Raw genomic sequence first — 17,601 nt, forward strand, 5'->3', positions numbered from 1 at the left:
GGCCATGACAACCCCGCGTCTGGACCACACCTTCGCCCACGACCTGCCGGAACTCGTCATCTCCTGGCAGGCCGAGGAGTCCCCGGACCCGGCGCTGCTGATCCTCAATGAGCCGCTGGCCCGGGAACTCGGCCTCGACGTCGACTGGCTGCGGAGCGACGAGGGCGTGGACTTCCTCCTCGGACACGGCGGCGACACCCACGCCATGGCGTACTCGGGGCACCAGTTCGGCCAATTCTCCCCCCAGCTTGGCGACGGCCGCGCGCTCCTGCTCGGCGAACTCCCCACCGGGGCAGGGCTCGTCGACCTGCACATCAAGGGCTCCGGCCCCACCCCGTTCTCCCGGGGTGGCGACGGCCGCGGGGCGCTCGGCCCCATGCTCCGCGAGTACCTGGTCTCCGAGGCGATGCACGCCCTCGGTGTGCCCACGACCCGTTCCCTGGCGGTGATCACCACCGGCCGGAAGATCCAGCGCGGCCGCGTCGTCCCCGCCGCCATCCTCGTCCGCGTCGCCGCCAGCCACCTCCGGGTGGGCACGATGCAGTACGCCCGCCTGCGCGACGAAGGCCTCGGGCTGGCCGCCCGCCTCACCGACCACGTCCGTGCCCGCCACTACCCCCAGCTCACCGACCCCCTGGAGGTGTTCACCGCGGTCATGGACCGGCAGGTGGCCACCGTCGCCCAGTGGATGCGGCTCGGATTCATCCACGGGGTGATGAACACCGACAACACCACCTTGTCCGGTGAGACCATCGACTACGGGCCGTGCGCGTTCATGGACTCCTTCGACCCGACGACGGTGTACAGCTCCATCGACACCCAGGGCCGCTACGCCTACCGCAACCAGCCCGCCGTGCTGGGCTGGAACCTCGCCCGCCTCGCCGAGGCGATGCTTCCGCTGTTCAACGAGGACGAGGACCGCGCCGTAGACGATGCCCGCCAGGCCATGGGCACGTTCCAGGACCGGTGGGAGAAGGCGACAACCACCGAGCTGGCGCGGGCACTCGACGTCCCCGACACCGCCACCGACGTCATCGCCGGCTACGAGCAGCTCCTGCTCGACCACTCCCCCGATCTCACCCGCTTCCACCGTGGGCTGGTCAGCGCCGCCGGCGGTGACGACACCACGCTGCGGGAGATGATCCCCGCCGACGATCTCGACCCGTGGCTGACCCGGTGGCTCGGGCACTCCCCCGACGCCGGTCGTCTGGGCCGGATCCACCCCGTCTACATCCCGCGCAACCACCTCGTGGAGGAGGCGCTGTCCGCGGCGGTGGACGGGGACCTCGCGCCCTTCGATAAGCTTCTCGACGCCGTCACCCACCCCTTCGACGAGAAGCTCGACCTGGTCCGCTACGCCCACCCGGCACCGGAGGACTTCGGGCCCTACCGCACGTTCTGCGGCACCTAAGGCTCTCCGGGTGGGAGATACCCTGTAGTCATGTCCGCCAACCCTGTCCGTTCCAACTGCGCCCGCCCCCACCGCTGTTCCCTGGACACCCGGTTGGCGGCCATGGCACGCTCCCCGTTGACCAGGGACCTGACCCCGGAACAGCACCGGGCGTTCGACCACCACGTCAGTTCCTGGTCGTGGGGTGTGGACGATCCCATCCAGGTGGCCGGTGAGGAGGTCGACGGCAGTTACCTCCTCGTGGCGGGACGCGCACGGATCACCCGGGACACCGCCGACGGCCGGCAGATCACCGTCGACATCGCCGCCCCCGGGGACATCATCGGCCCCCTGCAGACCCACAGTGCCCGCGCCGCCGACTCGGCGTGGGCGATGGAGACCACCTGCGGACTTTTCCTGCCCGCCGCTGCCCTCGGTTCAGTGGTCACCGACTACCCGGCGGTCGGCCTCGCGATCATCCGTCTCCAGCAGGAGCGTCTCGCCCAGGGACGCAACCGGGAGATCGCCCAGGCCACGGCCACCGTCGAAGAGCGGGTCGCCGCCACCCTCATCCACCTGGACCGCAAGCTCGGTCAGACCCGGCGGGACGGTTCCCGGCTCCTCCAGGTACGGCTCCGCCGGGACGACATCGCCGGCATGTCCGGCACGACGGTCGAGTCCGCCTCCCGGGTCCTGGCCCGAATGAAGAAGTCGGGGGTCATCGACTCCGGCCGGGAGTGGACGGCGATCACCGACCACGACGCCCTCGAGACCCTGGTGCCGCGGTCCTGATCCCGTCGGCCACCGAATCCGGCGATCTTTGATCCGGGTCAAGGAACCCGACCCGCGCGGTTCCTAACGTCAGAGGTGTCAGAAGATCCACCCCGACTCCCACGACAAGGACCTGATTGCCATGACCAGCCCGTCCGCCCTCACACTCACCACCCTGCGCTCCGACGAGTTCACCTGCCCGAGCTGTGTGTCAAAGATCGAGAAGAAACTCTCCGGCCTGCCCGGTGTTGACCATGCCGAGGTGAAGTTCTCCTCCGGCCGCATCCTCGTCTCCCACGACCCGGAAGTGGTCAGTGTCCGGGAGCTCGTCCGCGCCGTCGCCGACGCCGGCTACACCGCCCGCCCCTCCACCATCTGACGCGGCCTCCTAACCCCCGCCGATCCCGGCTTCCCCGGGATCGGCGGGGGTTCCTCCGTCTGCGGACCACTGTCGGGACGATTGATCCACGTCAAGGAACCGGTCCGGCGGCGGCCATAACGTCAGAGCTGACACCACCTCCCCTCTCCCCAAAGGAGCACACCATGACCACCATCCCCCGCACCTGGGGCGTCGTCGCCGTCTCAGGGCTACTCATCATAGGATCATTCATCACCCCGTCCGGGTCCCTACTCTCCGATCTGCTCATGATCGCCGCCGCCGTCGTCGCCGGCTGGCCGATCGCGATGTCCGCCCTCCATGCCCTGCGAAGCCGGGTCGTGTCCATCGACCTCCTGGTCGTCGTGGCCGCCATCGGCGCGCTGTTCCTGCAGAACTGGTGGGAATCCGCCGCCGTCACCTTCCTCTTCGCCCTGGGCAAGGCGCTGGAGCGGGCGACGATGAACCGCACCCGCCAGGCACTGAGCGATCTTGTCGACGCCGCCCCGGACGTCGCCACCGTCCTGCGCGACGGTCAGCCCCACACGGTGGAGACCTGGGAACTCGTCCCCGGGGACGTCGTGCTGGTGAAAAACGGTGAGCAGGTCCCCGTCGACGGCCACATCATCTCCGGCCACGGCGGTGTCGACGAATCCACCATGACCGGTGAATCGGTCCCGGCCGAGAAGGCCCCGGGAGACGAGGTCTTCGCGGGCACGTGGCTGCGCAGCGGCATCCTGCGGGTCGAGGCCGTGCGGGTCGGATCGGATTCCACACTCGCCAGGATCATCCACCGCGTCGAGGACGCCCAGGACGACAAGGCCCGGACCCAGACCTTCCTGGAGAAGTTCTCCCGCTGGTACACCCCCGGCGTCATGGTCGCCGCCGGTGCCGTCGGACTTCTCACCCGGGACATCAACCTGGCGCTGACCCTCCTGGTCATCGCCTGCCCCGGCGCACTCGTCATCGCCATCCCGGTCTCCATCGTCGCCGGCATCGGGCGCGGGGCCCGGGACGGGGTGCTCATCAAGGGCGGTGAGTACCTGGAGACCTCGGCGCGTGTCGACGCCGTCGTGGTCGACAAGACCGGCACCCTCACCCACGGACGTCCCGAGCTGACCGATGTCGACGTCCTCGACCCCGCCTACTCGGCCGACGACGTCCTCGAACTCGCCGCCCGCGCCGAGACCGCCTCGGAGCATCCGCTCGCCGAGGCTGTCATCCGGGGTGCCCGCGCCCGGGGCCTGTCCATCGGTCAGGTGCACACCGCACGCCCGGTGACCGGGCGGGGCATCGTCGCGCAGATCGACGGCCACCTGGTCTCCGTCGGTTCGGCGGACCTGCTGGACTCCGTGCCGGATCCCACCCGGCTGCGTCACCTCAACGAGCTCGGCCGCACCGCCATGTACGTCGGTGTCGACGGGGAGCCCGTCGGGATTATCGCCGTCGCCGACACCATCCGGGCGGATGCTCCCGCCGCGGTCCGCGCCCTCCACGAGAAGGGGGTGAGGGTAATCATGGCCACCGGGGACGCCGAGGCGGTGGCCCGGACCATCGCCGCGGAACTGAACGTGGACGAGGTTCATGCCGGCCTGCTGCCGGAGGACAAGCTCGCACTCGTGCGTCAGCTGCAGGAACGCGGTCACACGGTGGCGATGGTCGGCGACGGTGTCAACGACACCCCGGCATTGGCCCAGGCCGACATCGGTGTCGCGATGGGCGCCGCCGGCTCACCGGCCGCCATCGACACCGCCGACATCGCCCTCATGGCCGACCGTCTTCCACGGCTGCCCTACGCTCTCGGCCTGGCGCGGCGAACGGTGCGCACCATGCGGGTGACCATCTCCATCGCACTGGCCACCGTGGCCCTGCTGCTGGCCGGGGTGCTTTTCGGCGGGGTGACGATGTCCCTCGGCATGCTCGTCCATGAGGCGTCCGTGCTCCTGGTCATCGGCATCGCCATGCTCCTGCTCCGGCCGACCCTGCCGTCAGACGAGCCCGCCGCCTCCGGTGCCTCCCCCAGGGCGACGGTGCCCGCCTGACTCGACTGACCCGCTCCTAGAGCCTGTCGATGACGATCCTGCTCATGCCCATCATCGTCTCGTAGGCGCCGGGGCGGGTCATGAGCTCGTCCATGTTCTCCGGAACGATCTGCCAGCTGACACCCCAGGAGTCCTTGCACCAGCCGCACACCTCGGACTCGGGCACGGCCGAGAGTGCCTCCCAGATCCGGTCGATCTCCGCCTGGTCGCGGCAGTTGACCGACAGCGACAGGCCCTCGGTGAAGGTGAAGGGCTGATCCACCGCGGAGTCCATGGCGGACAGCCACTCGCCGTAGAGCTGGAAGTCGGAGAACACCACCGACTCAGGCGTCACCCGGCCGGTGGCCTGGCCGTAGGGCACCCGGTGCGCCAGGCGCGAGTCGGGGAACACGCTGAGGTAGTGGTCGGCGGCCTCGGCCGCCTTGTTCTGGGCGGGACCGCAGAACATGAGGTTGGGGATGATCATCGGCCGCGAGTCACCGGTCGGGTCGGTGAGCATGAGCTGCCAGTTGACGCCGAAGCGGTCGGCGACCCACCCGTAGTGCTGCGAGTGCGGGTAGGAGCCCAGGTCCATGAGGACGTGTCCGCCGTCGGTGAGCTTGGCCCACAGGCGGTCGAGATCGCCGCGGGCGTCGTCCCGCACGGAGGGGTCGAAGTTGACGAAGAAGTTGATCGCGGGGGTCGGTGAGAACTCGTCGCCGGCGTTGATGAGGGTGAGGGTGTAGCCGTCGATGTCCACGTTGGCGCCGAGGGTCTTTACCGGCCATGTCCCGCTGGAAGTCGGGCAGGCCCTCCTCGGGGTAGGTGTAACTGTAGCCCGCGGTGGCTTCGGGAAAGGCGTCGACGTAGAAGGCCACAGCCTCGTCGGCGGTGCCGTTGCACCAGATGTTCGGGATGATTCGCTGCATGGGCAAAAGCGTACGCCCCCGTCAACTCCCCGGATAGGGGGCTGACGAGGGCGAACGGGCTGACCGGAAACTACTGGTCGAGCTTCAGGGTCTTCTGGGTGTAATCCCACATCTCGTTGAACAGCTGCTCATCATCGACGAGCTTCTTGCCGTAGGACGGGATCATCTCGTGCAGCTTCGGGGACCAGTCGATGAGGTTCTCACCGAAGCAGCGCTCGAGCAGCTCGACCATGGCGGCCGGGGCGATGGAGGCACCCGGGGACGCGCCGAGCAGGCCGGCGATGGAGCCGTCGATGGAGTTGACCAGGGCGGTGCCGAACTCCAGGGAGCCGAAACGCGGGGCGGCGGTCGGCTTGATCACCTGGACGCGCTGGCCGGCGACGATGGTCTCCCAGTCCTCGGGCTGTGCGGAGGGGACGTAGTCCTTGAGGTCGACGAGGCGGTCGTCGAAGTCCTTGGCCACTTCCTGGACCAGGTACTTGGTCAGGGCGAACTCCTGGGCGGCGACACCGAGGTAGGACGGGATGTTGTCCGGGCGGATCGACTTGAACAGGTCGAGGTAGGAGCCCTCCTTGAGGAACTTCGGGGTCCAGCCGCCGTAGGGGCCGAACAACAGGCCCTTCTCGCCGTCGATGACGCGGGTGTCCAGGTGCGGGACGGACATCGGCGGGGCGCCGACCTTGGCCTTGCCGTAGACCTTGGCGGCGTGCTGCTCGATGAGCTCCTCGTTGGTGCAACGCAGCCACATGCCGGAGACCGGGAAGCCGGCGTAGCCGCGGACCTCGGGCACGCCCGCCTTGCGGAGCAGGTCGAGGGCGTAACCGCCGGCGCCGACGAAGACGAACTTGGCCTTGACCACGGAGGTGTCACCGGTGTGGACGTTCTTGACGGTGACCTTCCACTTGCCGCCCTCCTTGGTGAGGTTCTTGACCTCATGGCCGTAGCGGACCTCGGTGCCGGATGCCTTGGCGGCGGTGAGGAACTGCTTGGTCAGGGAGCCGAAGTTGACGTCGGTGCCGATCTCGGTGCCGGAGTAGGCGACCTTCTCGGCGGCGAAGTCACGGCCCTTGGACATGACGGGCAGCTTCTCGGCGAACGCGGCGTCGTCGTCGACGAACTCCATGCCCGGGAACAGCACGTTGCCGGCGAGGGCCTCGTAGCGGCGGCGGAGGTAGTCGACCTGGTCGTCGCCCTGGGCGAAGGCCAGGTGCGGGACGGGGTTGATGAAGTCACGCGGGTCGGCGAGGACGCCGTTGTCCACCTGGTGGGACCAGAACTGGCGGGAGACCTGGAACTTCTCGTTGATGGCGACGGCCTTGGAGAGGTCGATCTTGCCGTTCTTCTCCGGGGTGTAGTTGAGCTCACACAGGGCGGAGTGGCCGGTGCCGGCGTTGTTCCACGGGGACGAGGACTCCTGTGCGGGGCCGTCGAGACGCTCGAAGATCATCTGGGACCAGCTGGGCTCCAGTTCACGGAGCATGGCACCCAGGGTGGCGCTCATGATGCCGGCACCGACGAGGGCGACATCAACCTCGTCAGTGACCTGGGTGGAGTTCTTGTTGTCGGTGGACACCTGTAATTACCTCATTCGTCGTCGAAGTGGTGGGCCCCACCTGATCGCTGCTCTAACCAGGCGGAAGGGCCGGAACCTGCCACGGATCCGTCCTCGGCGGTGTACCTTGCCCATCGTTCGGTGCCCCTCCACCTTACGCCTACCCATTCCAGGGTCGGACATGACATCGGGATTTCTGTTGTGCAACAGAGGGTTTCCCACCCCCTCGGCCCTCCCCCGCCGGGAGTCCGGGCGGGGCTTTAGAGTGGAGGCATGACTCTTCCTGAGGTGACCGACTGGCGCGAGGACATCCTCGGACCCGATTTCCAGGCCCGCGACATCCGCCTCGGCCCCGACCCGGAGGGTGAGGGCGAGGCGGTGGCGACGCTGGTGCGCTACCTGCCGCAGGATGCGGCGGTGCCGGACGACTGGGCGTCGAGAAGCGCGGTGCTGTGGGTGCCGGGGATGACGGACTACTTCTTCCAGGCGCATGTCGCCGAGCGGCTGCACGCCGCCGGCCACGCGTTCTACGCGCTGGACCTGCGGAAGATGGGGCGTGCGCGGCAGCCCGGGCAGCACTGGCACTACGCCGATGACTTCCGCCATTACTACCCCGATCTCACCGCGGCTCTGACGTTGGTCACCGCCACGCATCCGACGATGGTGCCGCTGGCGCACTCCACGGGCGGGCTCATCGTGGCCATGTGGGCCAACCACCTCGCGCGGAACAACCGGGCGCTGCACGCGAAGGTGGCGGGCATCATCCTCAACAGCCCGTGGCTGGACATGATGTACCCCCGCCCGATCGTCGCCCTCGGCCGACCGGTGATCAACGCGCTGGGCAGGCTCGCCCCGCACCTGGAGATCCCCGGCGGCAACCTCGGCTCCTACGGCGTGTCCATCCACCGGGACCACCACGGCCACTGGGACTTCAACACCGAGTACAAACCGGTCGGCGGACACCGCAAGTACCTCGGCTGGCTGCGGCAGGTGGTGCTCAACCAGAAACTGGTCCACTCCGACGCCATCAACGTGCAGGTCCCGGTGCTCACGCTGTGCTCGGCCACCTCCCGGCTCAACCGCCCCTACTCGGAGAAGGCGAACACGGCGGACACGGTCCTCGACGTCGAACAGATCCAGCGCTGGGCACCGCACCTCGGCGAGGACGTCACCGTCCACCCCGTCGCGGGCGCCCGCCACGACGTGTTCCTCTCCACCCCGGAGCCACTGGCCGAGGCCCTCGACGTCACCGAGAGGTGGCTGGCGCAGCTGTAGGATTGGCGGGGATATCCACCCGTCTTTAGGAGAACTGCACGCAATGAGCACCCCGGGCCCCGTCGAGAAGCACTACGACCTCATCATCATCGGCACCGGATCGGGCAACTCGATCCCCGGCCCGGAATTCGACGACCGGTCCATCGCCATCGTGGAGAAGGGCACCTTCGGCGGCACCTGCCTCAACGTCGGCTGCATCCCCACCAAGATGTACGTCTACGCCGCCGACACCGCATTCCACGCCAACCACGCGGAGCGCCTGGGCATCGACTCGCAGGTCAACGGGGTGGACTGGAAGCAGATCATCCGGCGCACCTTCGACAACCGCATCGACCTCATCGCCGCCGGGGGCGAGGCCTACCGCCGCGGCCCGGAGACCCCGAACATCGACGTCTACGACCAGCACGCCGTCTTCGTCGGCGACCGGACGCTGCGCGTGGGTGACGACGTCATCTCCGGCGACCAGGTGGTCATCGCCACCGGTTCCCGCCCGATGATCCCCGCCAACATCGCCGACTCCGGCGTCACCTACCACACCAACGAGGACATCATGCGGCTGCCCGAGCAGCCGGAATCCATCATCATCGTCGGCGGCGGCTTCATCGCCATGGAGTTCGCGCACGTCTTCGACGCCCTGGGCACGAAGGTCCACGTCATCTCCCGCTCCTCGCTGCTGCGCCTGTCCGACGCCGACATCTGCTCCCGCGTCAACGAGATCTCCGCGAAACGCTTCGACCTCCGCGTCGGCCGCACCATCACCGACGCCGCCGACACCGCCGAGGGCGTCACCGTCACGCTTGACGACGGCGCCACCCTCACCGCCGACGTCCTCCTTGTCGCCACCGGACGCATCCCCAACGCCGACCAGATGGACCTCGCCGCCGGCGGCGTCGCCATGACCCCCGACGGCCGGGTCGCCGTCGACGAGTACGGCCGCTCCACCTCCGCCGACGGTGTCTGGGCGCTCGGCGACGTCTCCTCCCCCTACATGCTCAAGCACGTGGCCAACGCCGAGATGCGCGCCGTCCGCCACAACCTGCTCCACCCCGACGACCTGCAGCCGATGCCGCACGACCACGTCCCCTCCGCCGTGTTCACCCACCCCCAGATCGCCACCGTCGGCCTCACCGAACGCGAGGCCCGGGAAGCCGGCCACGACATCACCGTCAAGGTGCAGAACTACGGCGACGTCGCCTACGGCTGGGCCATGGAGGACACCGAGGGCATCGCCAAACTCATCGCCGACCGCACGACCGGCAAGCTGCTCGGCGCCCACTACCTCGGCGCCCAGGCCTCCACCCTCATCCAGCAGATGATCACCGTCATGGCCTTCGACCTCGACGTCCGCGACGTGGCCACCAGGCAGTACTGGATCCACCCCGCGCTCCCGGAGGTCACCGAGAACGCTCTTCTGGGCCTGGAGTTCTAGTTTCCGGCTCTTTTACGGGCCTTCATGAGGTCGAGTCTGTGAAAATACTTATTACTCTCATGTGCCGCATGTGAGAGCTGTGACTGGAGGGTTCTTAAGGCTCCTTTTTGTGACCTAACTCACAGATCACTGCTGAGGGCGCACAGGAACCACATAAGCCCAGTACACAAATAACATTCACCGCAAATCAGGGATAGTTTTCACCCGAATTGAGGGACCCACTGACAGGGTTTCTGAAGATTTTCATGGTCAGCATGAATTAACTCGTAAGGTTTACTAAAGTCTCCATCTGACACCGGACTGAGCCCCTGCGGCGACCGCGTGTCAACGCCTATCGCACCATAGGCCGAGACACCTAGAAACCCGATCAACCGGGCTTCTAGATCGAACCGAAACAGTAAGGAATTACCACCATGCGTTCTTTCCGCATCGCAGCAGTGGCCGGCGCCTCCGCTCTGGCCATGACCTTCGGCAGCATCTCCGCCGTCTCCGCACAGGATGCCGTCGAGCCGGCTCCGGGCGCTGAGGAGATCGTCCAGGGCGAGGAGAACGGCGAGGACAAGCGCGTCCCCGTCCTCCCGCACACCCCGGTCGGCACCGACGATGAGCCGGCCGAAGGCGGCTCCCTGTCCTCCAAGATCAACAATGGTCTGAACCTCGACGGTGACCACGCAGCCCAGAGCCCGGCAATCTTCGGTTCCTCCAAGGACCTCGACTCCCAGCCGCGTTGGGCTCAGCTCCTCTACGCCGGCACCATCCTCGGCGCCTTCGGCACCGTCATCGGCGCCATCGTCGGCCCGATCTACAACTTCTTCGTCCACGGCCCGCAGGCCTAAGTCCGAGTCGTTCCACTCCTCTCGAAAGCAGGAAATTCACATGCGTAAGTTCCGCACCACTGCCGTGGCCGCCGCCACCGCCTTCTCCCTGACCATCGCCGGCACCGGCGTCGCCGCTGCTCAGGACGACGCCGCCGAGGACACCCAGTCCTTCAACATCTCCTCCAACTCCTCCCAGCTGGGTGAGAAGAAGGATGCCTGGGAAGACGGCGAAGACGGCCCGTACATCGATGGCCCGAACCAGGTCACCGGTACCGACCTGCTCGGTTCCTCCACCGCTGACAAGGCCACCGACGAGAAGCCGGGCGTCCCCGAGTGGGCTGACGACTGGCGCAACATCGCCTACGTCGGCGTTGCCGGTTCCATCATCGGTGCCATCGTCGCCGGCATCAACTGGCTGAAGTTCCAGGGCATCCTCCCCTACTGATCATCACGCCCCTTGCGGGGTTGATCAGCTCAGCTGAATCAGGCGCTTGCCACCTTCGGGTGGGAGGCGCCTTTTCGCGTCCGCCGACTACCGGGACAACGAAGGCCCCTGCAAACGGGGAGATCCGCTGCGCTGCAGCGCAGGGTATCTCCCCGTTTGCAGGGTCCAACCGAACCCGAAGCGAGTTCTACTCCTCGTCGGGCAGGGTGAGGATCTCGTTGCCGTCCTCGGTGATGACGATGGTGTGCTCGAACTGGGCGGTGAAGCGGTGGTCGTTGTTCTGCACGGTCCAGTCGTTGTCCCAGATGGTGTAGTCCAGGCCGCCGAGGTTGATCATGGGCTCGATGGTCAGGGTCATGCCGGGTTCGAGGATGTCGCGGTAGACGGTGGAGTCGTAGTGGAGGACGACGAGGCCGTTGTGGAAGGTGGGGCCGACGCCGTGGCCGGTGAAGTCGCGGACGACGTTGTAGCCGAAACGGTTGGCGTAGGACTCGATGACGCGGCCGATGACGTTGATCTCGCGGCCGGGCTTGGCCACCTTGATGCCGCGCATCATGGCCTCGTGGGTGCGCTCGACCAGGAGGCGGTGTTCCTCGGTGACGTTGCCGGCGAGGAAGGTGGCGTTGGTGTCGCCGTGGACGCCGTTCTTGTAGGCGGTGACGTCGATGTTGACGATGTCGCCGTCCTCGATGACGGTGCTGTCGGGGATGCCGTGGCAGATGATCTCGTTCATGGAGGTGCAGGTGGACTTGGGGAAGCCGCGGTAGCCCAGGGTGGAGGGGTAGGCGCCGTGGTCGCACATGTACTCGTGGGCGATGCGGTCGACCTCGTCGGTGGTCGCCCCGGGGACGACGGCCTTGCCGGCCTCGGCGAGGGCGTTGGCGGCAATCTTGGAGGCCTCGCGCATGGCCTCGATGACCTCGGGGGTCTGGACGAAGGGTTCGCCGATGTTCTCCTGCACCTCGTCCTTCCACACGTACTCGGGACGCTCGATGTGGTCCGGGACGGTGCGGATCGGGGACAGTTTTCCGGGGGTCAGAGGTGCTCGCGTAGACATAGGGGACATCGTAGTCCCCGCATGTCAGGAGTGGTCTGCTAGGGCGTGACGGGCAGGGTGGTTCCGGAGCGGTAGCTGTCGAGGGTCTGGAAGAAGTGGTCGGTGATGGCCACGGACACCTCGGAGCCGCCGCCGAGGACGACGAGGGTGGCGAAGGCGATGTCGTCGTCGCGGTAGCCGGCGAACCAGGCGTGCGAGCCGTCGTTGATCTCGGCTTCGCCGGTCTTGCCGTGGATGACGCCACCGGCCTGCATGCCACGGGCGGTGCCGGTGGTGACCACGGAGCGCATCATGCGTTGCAGCTGTTCGATGGCCGCGGGGTCCGGCGCGGGGACGTCCTCGCTCACGGCGGTCTCGTGGCCTTCGATGAGGACGGGGACGGGGGTCTCGCCACGGGCGGCGGTGGCGGCGACAAGCGCCAGTCCGAAGGGGCTGGCGAGGTCGAGACCCTGGCCGTAGCCGGCTTCGGTGCGGTCGAGTGGGGTCTCGCCTTCGGGGACGGAGCCGGTGACGGTGCCGAGGCCGGGGATGTCGTAGTCGATGCCCAGGCCGAACTGTTTGGCGGTGTCCTTGAGTTCGCCGGGTTCGAGTCGGGTGGAGATGTCGGCGAAGGTGGTGTTGCAGGAGGAGGCGAAGGCCCGCTCGAGGGGGACGTTGCCCAGGGAGAACTGGTTGTAGTTGACCACCTGGCGACCGTGGATGTTCATGGCTCCGGGGCACGGGACGACGGTGTCGGCGGTCAGGCCTTCGTCCTGGATGCCGGCGACGGCGGTGACGATCTTGAACACGGAGCCGGGCGGGTACTGGCCGGTCAGGGCCAGGTCGCCGGATTCGTCGGCTTTCTCGGTCTGGGCGACGGCGAGGACCTGTCCGGTGGAGGGGCGGACGGCGACGAGCATGGCCTGTGCCCCGGCCTGGAGGTTGACGGCCTCCTGGGCGGCGCGTTGGATGTCGCGGTCGAGGCTGACGCGGACGGCGGGGGCGGGCTGGGCGGCGTGGTAGGCGACGTCGTCGATGGGGGCGCCGTGTTCGTTGACGGCCATGACGCGCCAGCCGTTGGCGCCGTCGAGTTCATCGGCGACGATGCCGGACACTCGCGACATGATGTCGGGGGCGAAGTGCGGGTCGACGGTGACCATCGCGGCCTCCTCGTTGACGATCACCCCTTCCACGCCCGTCAGCTCCTCCGCGACGGTGGGGCCTTCGGTGGGGTTGACCATGGTGACGGAGTAGGTGCCGTCGACGCGGCTGAGGCGTTCGGCGAGGGCGCCGGCGTCGATACGCGCGACGGTGTCGTCGCGCTCGTGCGCGGCGTTGACGGCGTCGGCGATGCGGGCGGCGACGGGGCGGACGTCGTCAAGCATGTCGGTGTCCACCAGGATGCGCCAGGTGGTGCCGGGTTCGAGGACGTCCGCGCCGTCGGAGCTGATGACGCTGGCGCGGCCGGCGGGGACGGGTCGCAGTTCGAGGTGCTGGTTGGCGCCGAGGCGCGGATGCAGGATGGTCGGCTGCCAACGGACGGTCCAGTCCTCCCCGGTGCGGGTCAGCGTCATGGACGTGTCGTAGGTGAGGGTGCGGTCGCGCGGCAGCTGCCAGTCGAGGGTGTAGTGGGCGGTGGCGACGTTGTCGTTGACCGTCACGTCGCCGAGCGTGGTGCTCAGCCCCTCGGCCTGCAGGCCGTCGTAGGTGGCGGCGATGACTCCCGTGGCGTCGGCGGGGATGTCCACGAGCTCACCGAGCGTATCGACGTCGCGTTCACTCAGCGCCGCGAGGAAGTCCGCGGCGACCGGCTCCGCGTCGGCGGGCTTGGGGGTGCACGAGGCCAGGGAGAAGGCGAGCAGCGTCGCCGTGAGGGCGGCCGTCGTGCGTCTCATGGTCGGGCCCTAGCGGGTGACCTTGACGTCGGGGCGGGCACCCTCGACCTCTTCGAGTCCCTGCTCCTCGGCCAGGCGGAGGGCCTCCTCGATGAGCGTCTGCACGATCTGGGACTCGGGCACGGTCTTGATCACCTCACCCTTGACGAAGATCTGGCCCTTGCCGTTACCCGAGGCCACACCGAGGTCGGCGTCGCGGGCCTCACCCGGGCCGTTGACCACACAGCCCATGACGGCGACGCGCAGCGGGAACTCCATGCCCTCGAGACCGGCGGTGACTTCCTCGGCGAGGGTGTACACGTCGACCTGGGCGCGGCCACAGGACGGGCAGGAGACGATCTCGAGCTTGCGGGGGCGCAGGTTGAGCGACTGCAGGATCTGGTCGCCGACCTTGATCTCCTCCACCGGGTCGGCGGACAGGGACACACGGATGGTGTCGCCGATGCCCTGGCTGAGCAGCGCACCGAAGGCAACGGAGGACTTGATGGTGCCCTGGAAGGCGGGGCCGGCCTCGGTGACGCCGAGGTGCAGCGGGTAGTCGGTCTTCTCGGCGAGCTGACGGTAGGCCTCGACCATGATGACCGGGTCGGAGTGCTTGACGGAGATGGCGATGTCGCCGTAGCCGTGCTCCTCGAACAGGCCGGCCTCCCAGATCGCGGACTCGACGAGGGCCTCCGGGGTGGCCTTGCCGTACTTCTCCATGAGGCGCTTGTCCAGGGAACCGCCGTTGACGCCGATGCGGATCGGGATGCCCGCGTCACCGGCGGCCTTGGCCACCTCCTTGACGCGGCCGTCGAACTCCTTGATGTTGCCGGGGTTGACGCGCACGGCGGCACAGCCGGCGTCGATGGCGGAGAAGATGTACTTCGGCTGGAAGTGGATGTCGGCGATGACCGGGATCGGCGACTTCTTCGCGATGATCGGCAGCGCCTCCGCGTCCACCGTCTTCGGGCACGCCACGCGGACGATGTCGCAGCCGGACGCGGTGAGCTGGGCGATCTGCTGCAGGGTGGCGTTGATGTCGTGCGTCTTGGTGGTGGTCATGGACTGCACCGAGATCGGGTGATCCGAGCCGACGCCGACGGAGCCGACCATCAGCTGGCGGGTCTTACGTCGCGGCGCCAGCACCGGCGGCGGGCCGTCCGGGATGCCGAGGCCGACGGGACGTCCGGTGGGGGCAGACACAGTGCACATTCTCCTGACGGGGACAACAGTTTTGGTGTCCCTCACTCTAGCACCGCACCCCGCACTCCCCTGCTCAGCCGAACAGGCGAACCGGATTGACCACGTCCGCGACGATGACGATCATGCCCACCGTCAGCAGCACCGCCGCCATGGCGTAGGTCACGGGCATGAGCTTCTCGTAGTTGGCCGGGCCGCCCGGGCCCAGGCCACGCAGGCGACGGAAGAAGTCGCGGACCTTCTCGTAGAGCACCACCGCGATGTGCCCGCCGTCGAGCGGCGGCAGGGGCACGAGGTTGAACAGGGCGAGGAAGAAGTTGAGGGAGGCGAGCATCATCCAGAACATGTCCCACAGGGAACGTTCCACCAGCTCACCGCCGACGCGGGAGGCACCGACGACGCTCATGGGCCCCTCGACGTCGCGCTCGGCGCCGAAGATGGAGGCCACCACGCCGGGGATCTTCGCCGGGAAGGACAGCAGTCCCTCGACGGTGGCGTCGAGCAGCTGGCCGGTGAAGGTGGCTGTGGCGCCGACGGCCTCGACGGGGCCGAACTGCTTGACGGCGTCGACGATGGGCGCGTTGGTCACACCGATCGCCCCAGCCTGGATCTCCTGGCCCTGGGCGTTGAGGCGGGTGACGGAGGCGACGGTGACGTCGACCTCGGAGGTCGCGCCGTCGCGTTCGACGGTGAGGGTGAGGGTGTCGCCGGGGCGTTCGAGGACGGCGTCGCGAAGCGCGTAGAAGTCGCTGAGCTCCTCCCCGTCGATGGCGAGGATGCGGTCGCCCACCTCGATGCCGGCCTCCCCGGCGGGGCCGGTGCCGGTGCAGTCCGCCAGCGTCTCCGCGTCGACCTGGTCGGACACGCACGCGACCTGCCCAACCGTCGGCGTGGTGTCGGCGTAGGGGTTGGGGATACCGCTGGTCACGGCCACGCCGTAGAGGATGAGGAAACCGACGATGAGGTTCATCGCCACCCCGCCCGAGAGCACGATGACCCGCTGCCACCACGGCTTGTTCACCATCGCGTGCGGCGCCTCATCGTGGGTGACGGGATCCTGCGCGGTCATGCCGGCGATGTCGCAGAAACCACCGAACGGCAGCGCGGCGATGCCGTACTGCGTGTGCCCGCGCCGCACCGACCACACCGTCGGCCCGAAGCCGATGAAGTACCGGCGCACCCGCATGCCGAAGGCACGCGCGGTGAACATGTGGCCCGCCTCGTGCAGCGCGATGGTCACCGCGATGCCGAGGGCGAACAGGAACACGCCGAGCAGGTAGGCGGCCACGGATCTCCTCTACTTAACTGAGCTTGTCGACGACCGCGTTGGCCCGCATGCGTGCCTCCCGCTCCACTGCGAGGATGTCGTCGACGCTTGAGGGTACACCGGCGAACTGGTCCGCCCCCGCCAGCACCTCGGCGACGGTGTCGACGATCTGCGGGAAACGGATCCGACCCTGCAGGAACGCGGCCGCCGCCTCCTCGTTCGCCGCGTTGTACACCGCCGGATGGGTGCCACGACGCGTGGCGACCTCCCTCGCCAGCTGCACCGCCGGGAACGCCGCATCATCCAGCGGCTCAAACCGCCAGTCATGCGCCCGGGTGAAATCCAACGCCGGCTGGGCCCCGGGCACCCGGTGCGGCCAGTCGAGCGCCAGGGCGATCGGCAACTTCATCGACGGCGGCGACGCCTGCGCGATCGTGCCACCGTCGAGGAAGGTGACCATGGAGTGGATGATCGACTGCGGATGCACGGTGACGTCGATGCGCTCGGCCGGGATGTCGAACAGCAGGGTCGCCTCGATGAGCTCGAGCCCCTTGTTCACCATCGTCGCCGAGTTCAGCGTGTTCATCTGCCCCATCGACCACGTCGGATGCGCCGCCGCCTGCTCCGGCGTCACATCCCACATCTGCTCCCGCGTCCACCCGCGGAACGGCCCACCACTGGCAGTGAGCACCAGTCGCGCGACCTCCTCCGCCGTCCCCGAATGCAGACACTGCGCCATCGCCGAATGCTCCAGAATCCACCGGCACGATCTGTCCCGGGGCCGCCAAGGCCGTGACCAGGTCACCGCCCGCCACCAGCGACTCCTTGTTCGCCAGTGCCAGCGTCCGCCCACTGGTGATCGTCGCCAGGGTGGCCGCCAGACCCAGCGAACCGACCAACGCATTGAGGACAGTGTCCGCGTCGCGGGAGTCGACGAGCTTCTCCGCCGCATCCGGGCCCGCGATGACCGGCCCACCCAGCTGGCGGCCCACCGTGTCCGCGGCACCGGTGTCGGCGACCGCCACCTGCCCAGGGGACAGCCCCAGGCGGCGCGCCTGATTGATGATGAGGTCCGGATCCGACCCGCCCGCCGCGATCCCCACCACCACGAAGCGGTCGGGATTGTCGGCAATGACCTCGAGGGCCTGCGTGCCGATCGAGCCGGTCGAACCGAGAATGAGGATGCGTTTGGGTGAAGTCACACCACCTATTGTT

Annotated in this window: 14 protein-coding genes and 1 pseudogene; 8 read left to right on the forward strand and 7 right to left on the reverse strand. The window is 68.0% G+C overall.

Features of this window, described 5'->3' with window-relative positions; genetic code table 11:
* Positions 1-4: 4 nt before the first annotated feature.
* The 4 genes from QP029_RS12420 to QP029_RS12435 all read left to right on the forward strand — a co-directional run bounded on the left by QP029_RS12420 (position 5) and on the right by QP029_RS12435 (position 4,579).
* Positions 5-1,411 carry a protein adenylyltransferase SelO gene (locus tag QP029_RS12420; protein WP_284874574.1) on the forward strand — a complete coding sequence of 469 codons (1,407 nt, stop codon included), beginning with the start codon at positions 5-7 and terminating at the stop codon, positions 1,409-1,411.
* A gap of 30 nt (positions 1,412-1,441) precedes the next feature.
* A complete protein-coding gene (locus tag QP029_RS12425; protein ID WP_284874575.1) occupies positions 1,442-2,182 on the forward strand; it encodes a Crp/Fnr family transcriptional regulator in 741 nt (246 codons plus the stop codon).
* 121 nt (positions 2,183-2,303) lie between these two features.
* Entirely contained in the window at positions 2,304-2,540 is a 237-nt protein-coding gene (locus QP029_RS12430; protein ID WP_284874576.1) for a heavy-metal-associated domain-containing protein, read from the forward strand.
* A 164-nt stretch (positions 2,541-2,704) separates the two neighbouring features.
* The gene (locus QP029_RS12435) at positions 2,705-4,579 is read left to right on the forward strand and encodes a heavy metal translocating P-type ATPase (protein ID WP_284874577.1); all 1,875 of its coding nucleotides are present in this window, start codon (positions 2,705-2,707) and stop codon (positions 4,577-4,579) included.
* A gap of 16 nt (positions 4,580-4,595) precedes the next feature.
* Here the strand turns inward: QP029_RS12435 and QP029_RS12440 are convergent, their stop codons facing one another.
* Together QP029_RS12440 and mqo are read right to left on the reverse strand one after the other, a co-directional pair.
* The gene (locus tag QP029_RS12440; RefSeq protein ID WP_284874578.1) at positions 4,596-5,318 is read right to left on the reverse strand and encodes a VOC family protein; all 723 of its coding nucleotides are present in this window, start codon (positions 5,316-5,318) and stop codon (positions 4,596-4,598) included.
* A gap of 239 nt (positions 5,319-5,557) precedes the next feature.
* Positions 5,558-6,988: a malate dehydrogenase (quinone) gene (gene mqo / locus QP029_RS12445; RefSeq protein ID WP_284876251.1), complete on the reverse strand. Its 1,431-nt coding sequence runs from the start codon at positions 6,986-6,988 to the stop codon at positions 5,558-5,560.
* Between the two features lie 324 nt (positions 6,989-7,312).
* On the opposite strand from mqo, the gene QP029_RS12450 reads away from it, so the two are divergent.
* From QP029_RS12450 to QP029_RS12465, 4 genes are all read left to right on the forward strand, one after another.
* Complete coding sequence (locus QP029_RS12450; RefSeq protein ID WP_284874579.1) at positions 7,313-8,314, forward strand: alpha/beta hydrolase; 1,002 nt, start codon at positions 7,313-7,315, stop codon at positions 8,312-8,314.
* A 43-nt stretch (positions 8,315-8,357) separates the two neighbouring features.
* Positions 8,358-9,743, forward strand: a complete 1,386-nt coding sequence (gene mtr / locus QP029_RS12455; RefSeq protein WP_284874580.1) for a mycothione reductase — start codon at positions 8,358-8,360, stop codon at positions 9,741-9,743.
* A gap of 413 nt (positions 9,744-10,156) precedes the next feature.
* Positions 10,157-10,579, forward strand: coding sequence for a hypothetical protein (locus QP029_RS12460; protein ID WP_284874581.1), 423 nt, complete (start codon positions 10,157-10,159; stop codon positions 10,577-10,579).
* A 40-nt stretch (positions 10,580-10,619) separates the two neighbouring features.
* The gene (locus tag QP029_RS12465) at positions 10,620-11,006 is read left to right on the forward strand and encodes a hypothetical protein (RefSeq protein WP_284874582.1); all 387 of its coding nucleotides are present in this window, start codon (positions 10,620-10,622) and stop codon (positions 11,004-11,006) included.
* A 187-nt stretch (positions 11,007-11,193) separates the two neighbouring features.
* Here QP029_RS12465 and map read toward each other — a convergent pair whose 3' ends face one another.
* The 5 genes and pseudogenes from map to dxr all read right to left on the reverse strand — a co-directional run bounded on the left by map (position 11,194) and on the right by dxr (position 17,597).
* Positions 11,194-12,063 (reverse strand): type I methionyl aminopeptidase, encoded by an 870-nt coding sequence (map, locus tag QP029_RS12470; RefSeq protein ID WP_284874583.1) that lies wholly within the window; start codon positions 12,061-12,063, stop codon positions 11,194-11,196.
* Positions 12,064-12,101: 38 nt separating this feature from the next.
* Positions 12,102-13,937 carry a penicillin-binding transpeptidase domain-containing protein gene (locus QP029_RS12475; protein WP_284874584.1) on the reverse strand — a complete coding sequence of 612 codons (1,836 nt, stop codon included), beginning with the start codon at positions 13,935-13,937 and terminating at the stop codon, positions 12,102-12,104.
* A 9-nt stretch (positions 13,938-13,946) separates the two neighbouring features.
* Positions 13,947-15,122 carry a flavodoxin-dependent (E)-4-hydroxy-3-methylbut-2-enyl-diphosphate synthase gene (gene ispG, locus QP029_RS12480; RefSeq protein ID WP_284874585.1) on the reverse strand — a complete coding sequence of 392 codons (1,176 nt, stop codon included), beginning with the start codon at positions 15,120-15,122 and terminating at the stop codon, positions 13,947-13,949.
* Between the two features lie 73 nt (positions 15,123-15,195).
* Positions 15,196-16,407, reverse strand: coding sequence for a M50 family metallopeptidase (locus QP029_RS12485; protein ID WP_284874586.1), 1,212 nt, complete (start codon positions 16,405-16,407; stop codon positions 15,196-15,198).
* 13 nt (positions 16,408-16,420) lie between these two features.
* A pseudogene (gene dxr / locus QP029_RS12490) lies at positions 16,421-17,597 on the reverse strand (1-deoxy-D-xylulose-5-phosphate reductoisomerase).
* Positions 17,598-17,601: the final 4 nt, after the last annotated feature.

Origin of the sequence: Corynebacterium suedekumii, from assembly GCF_030252185.1 — a bacterium.
GTDB classification, from domain to species: domain Bacteria; phylum Actinomycetota; class Actinomycetes; order Mycobacteriales; family Mycobacteriaceae; genus Corynebacterium; species Corynebacterium suedekumii.

What these genes read in the sequence shown, in the direction of transcription:
- QP029_RS12465 (WP_284874582.1), top strand. Translation starts at nt 10,620, where the DNA reads ATGCGTAAGTTCCGCACCACTGCCGTGGCCGCCGCCACCGCCTTCTCC.
- QP029_RS12430 (WP_284874576.1), top strand. Translation starts at nt 2,304, where the DNA reads ATGACCAGCCCGTCCGCCCTCACACTCACCACCCTGCGCTCCGACGAG.
- QP029_RS12435 (WP_284874577.1), top strand. Translation starts at nt 2,705, where the DNA reads ATGACCACCATCCCCCGCACCTGGGGCGTCGTCGCCGTCTCAGGGCTA.
- QP029_RS12460 (WP_284874581.1), top strand. Translation starts at nt 10,157, where the DNA reads ATGCGTTCTTTCCGCATCGCAGCAGTGGCCGGCGCCTCCGCTCTGGCC.
- QP029_RS12420 (WP_284874574.1), top strand. Translation starts at nt 5, where the DNA reads ATGACAACCCCGCGTCTGGACCACACCTTCGCCCACGACCTGCCGGAA.
- mtr (WP_284874580.1), top strand. Translation starts at nt 8,358, where the DNA reads ATGAGCACCCCGGGCCCCGTCGAGAAGCACTACGACCTCATCATCATC.
- mqo (WP_284876251.1), bottom strand. Translation starts at nt 6,988, where the DNA reads ATGAGCGCCACCCTGGGTGCCATGCTCCGTGAACTGGAGCCCAGCTGG.
- QP029_RS12475 (WP_284874584.1), bottom strand. Translation starts at nt 13,937, where the DNA reads ATGAGACGCACGACGGCCGCCCTCACGGCGACGCTGCTCGCCTTCTCC.
- QP029_RS12450 (WP_284874579.1), top strand. Translation starts at nt 7,313, where the DNA reads ATGACTCTTCCTGAGGTGACCGACTGGCGCGAGGACATCCTCGGACCC.
- QP029_RS12425 (WP_284874575.1), top strand. Translation starts at nt 1,442, where the DNA reads ATGTCCGCCAACCCTGTCCGTTCCAACTGCGCCCGCCCCCACCGCTGT.
- map (WP_284874583.1), bottom strand. Translation starts at nt 12,063, where the DNA reads ATGTCTACGCGAGCACCTCTGACCCCCGGAAAACTGTCCCCGATCCGC.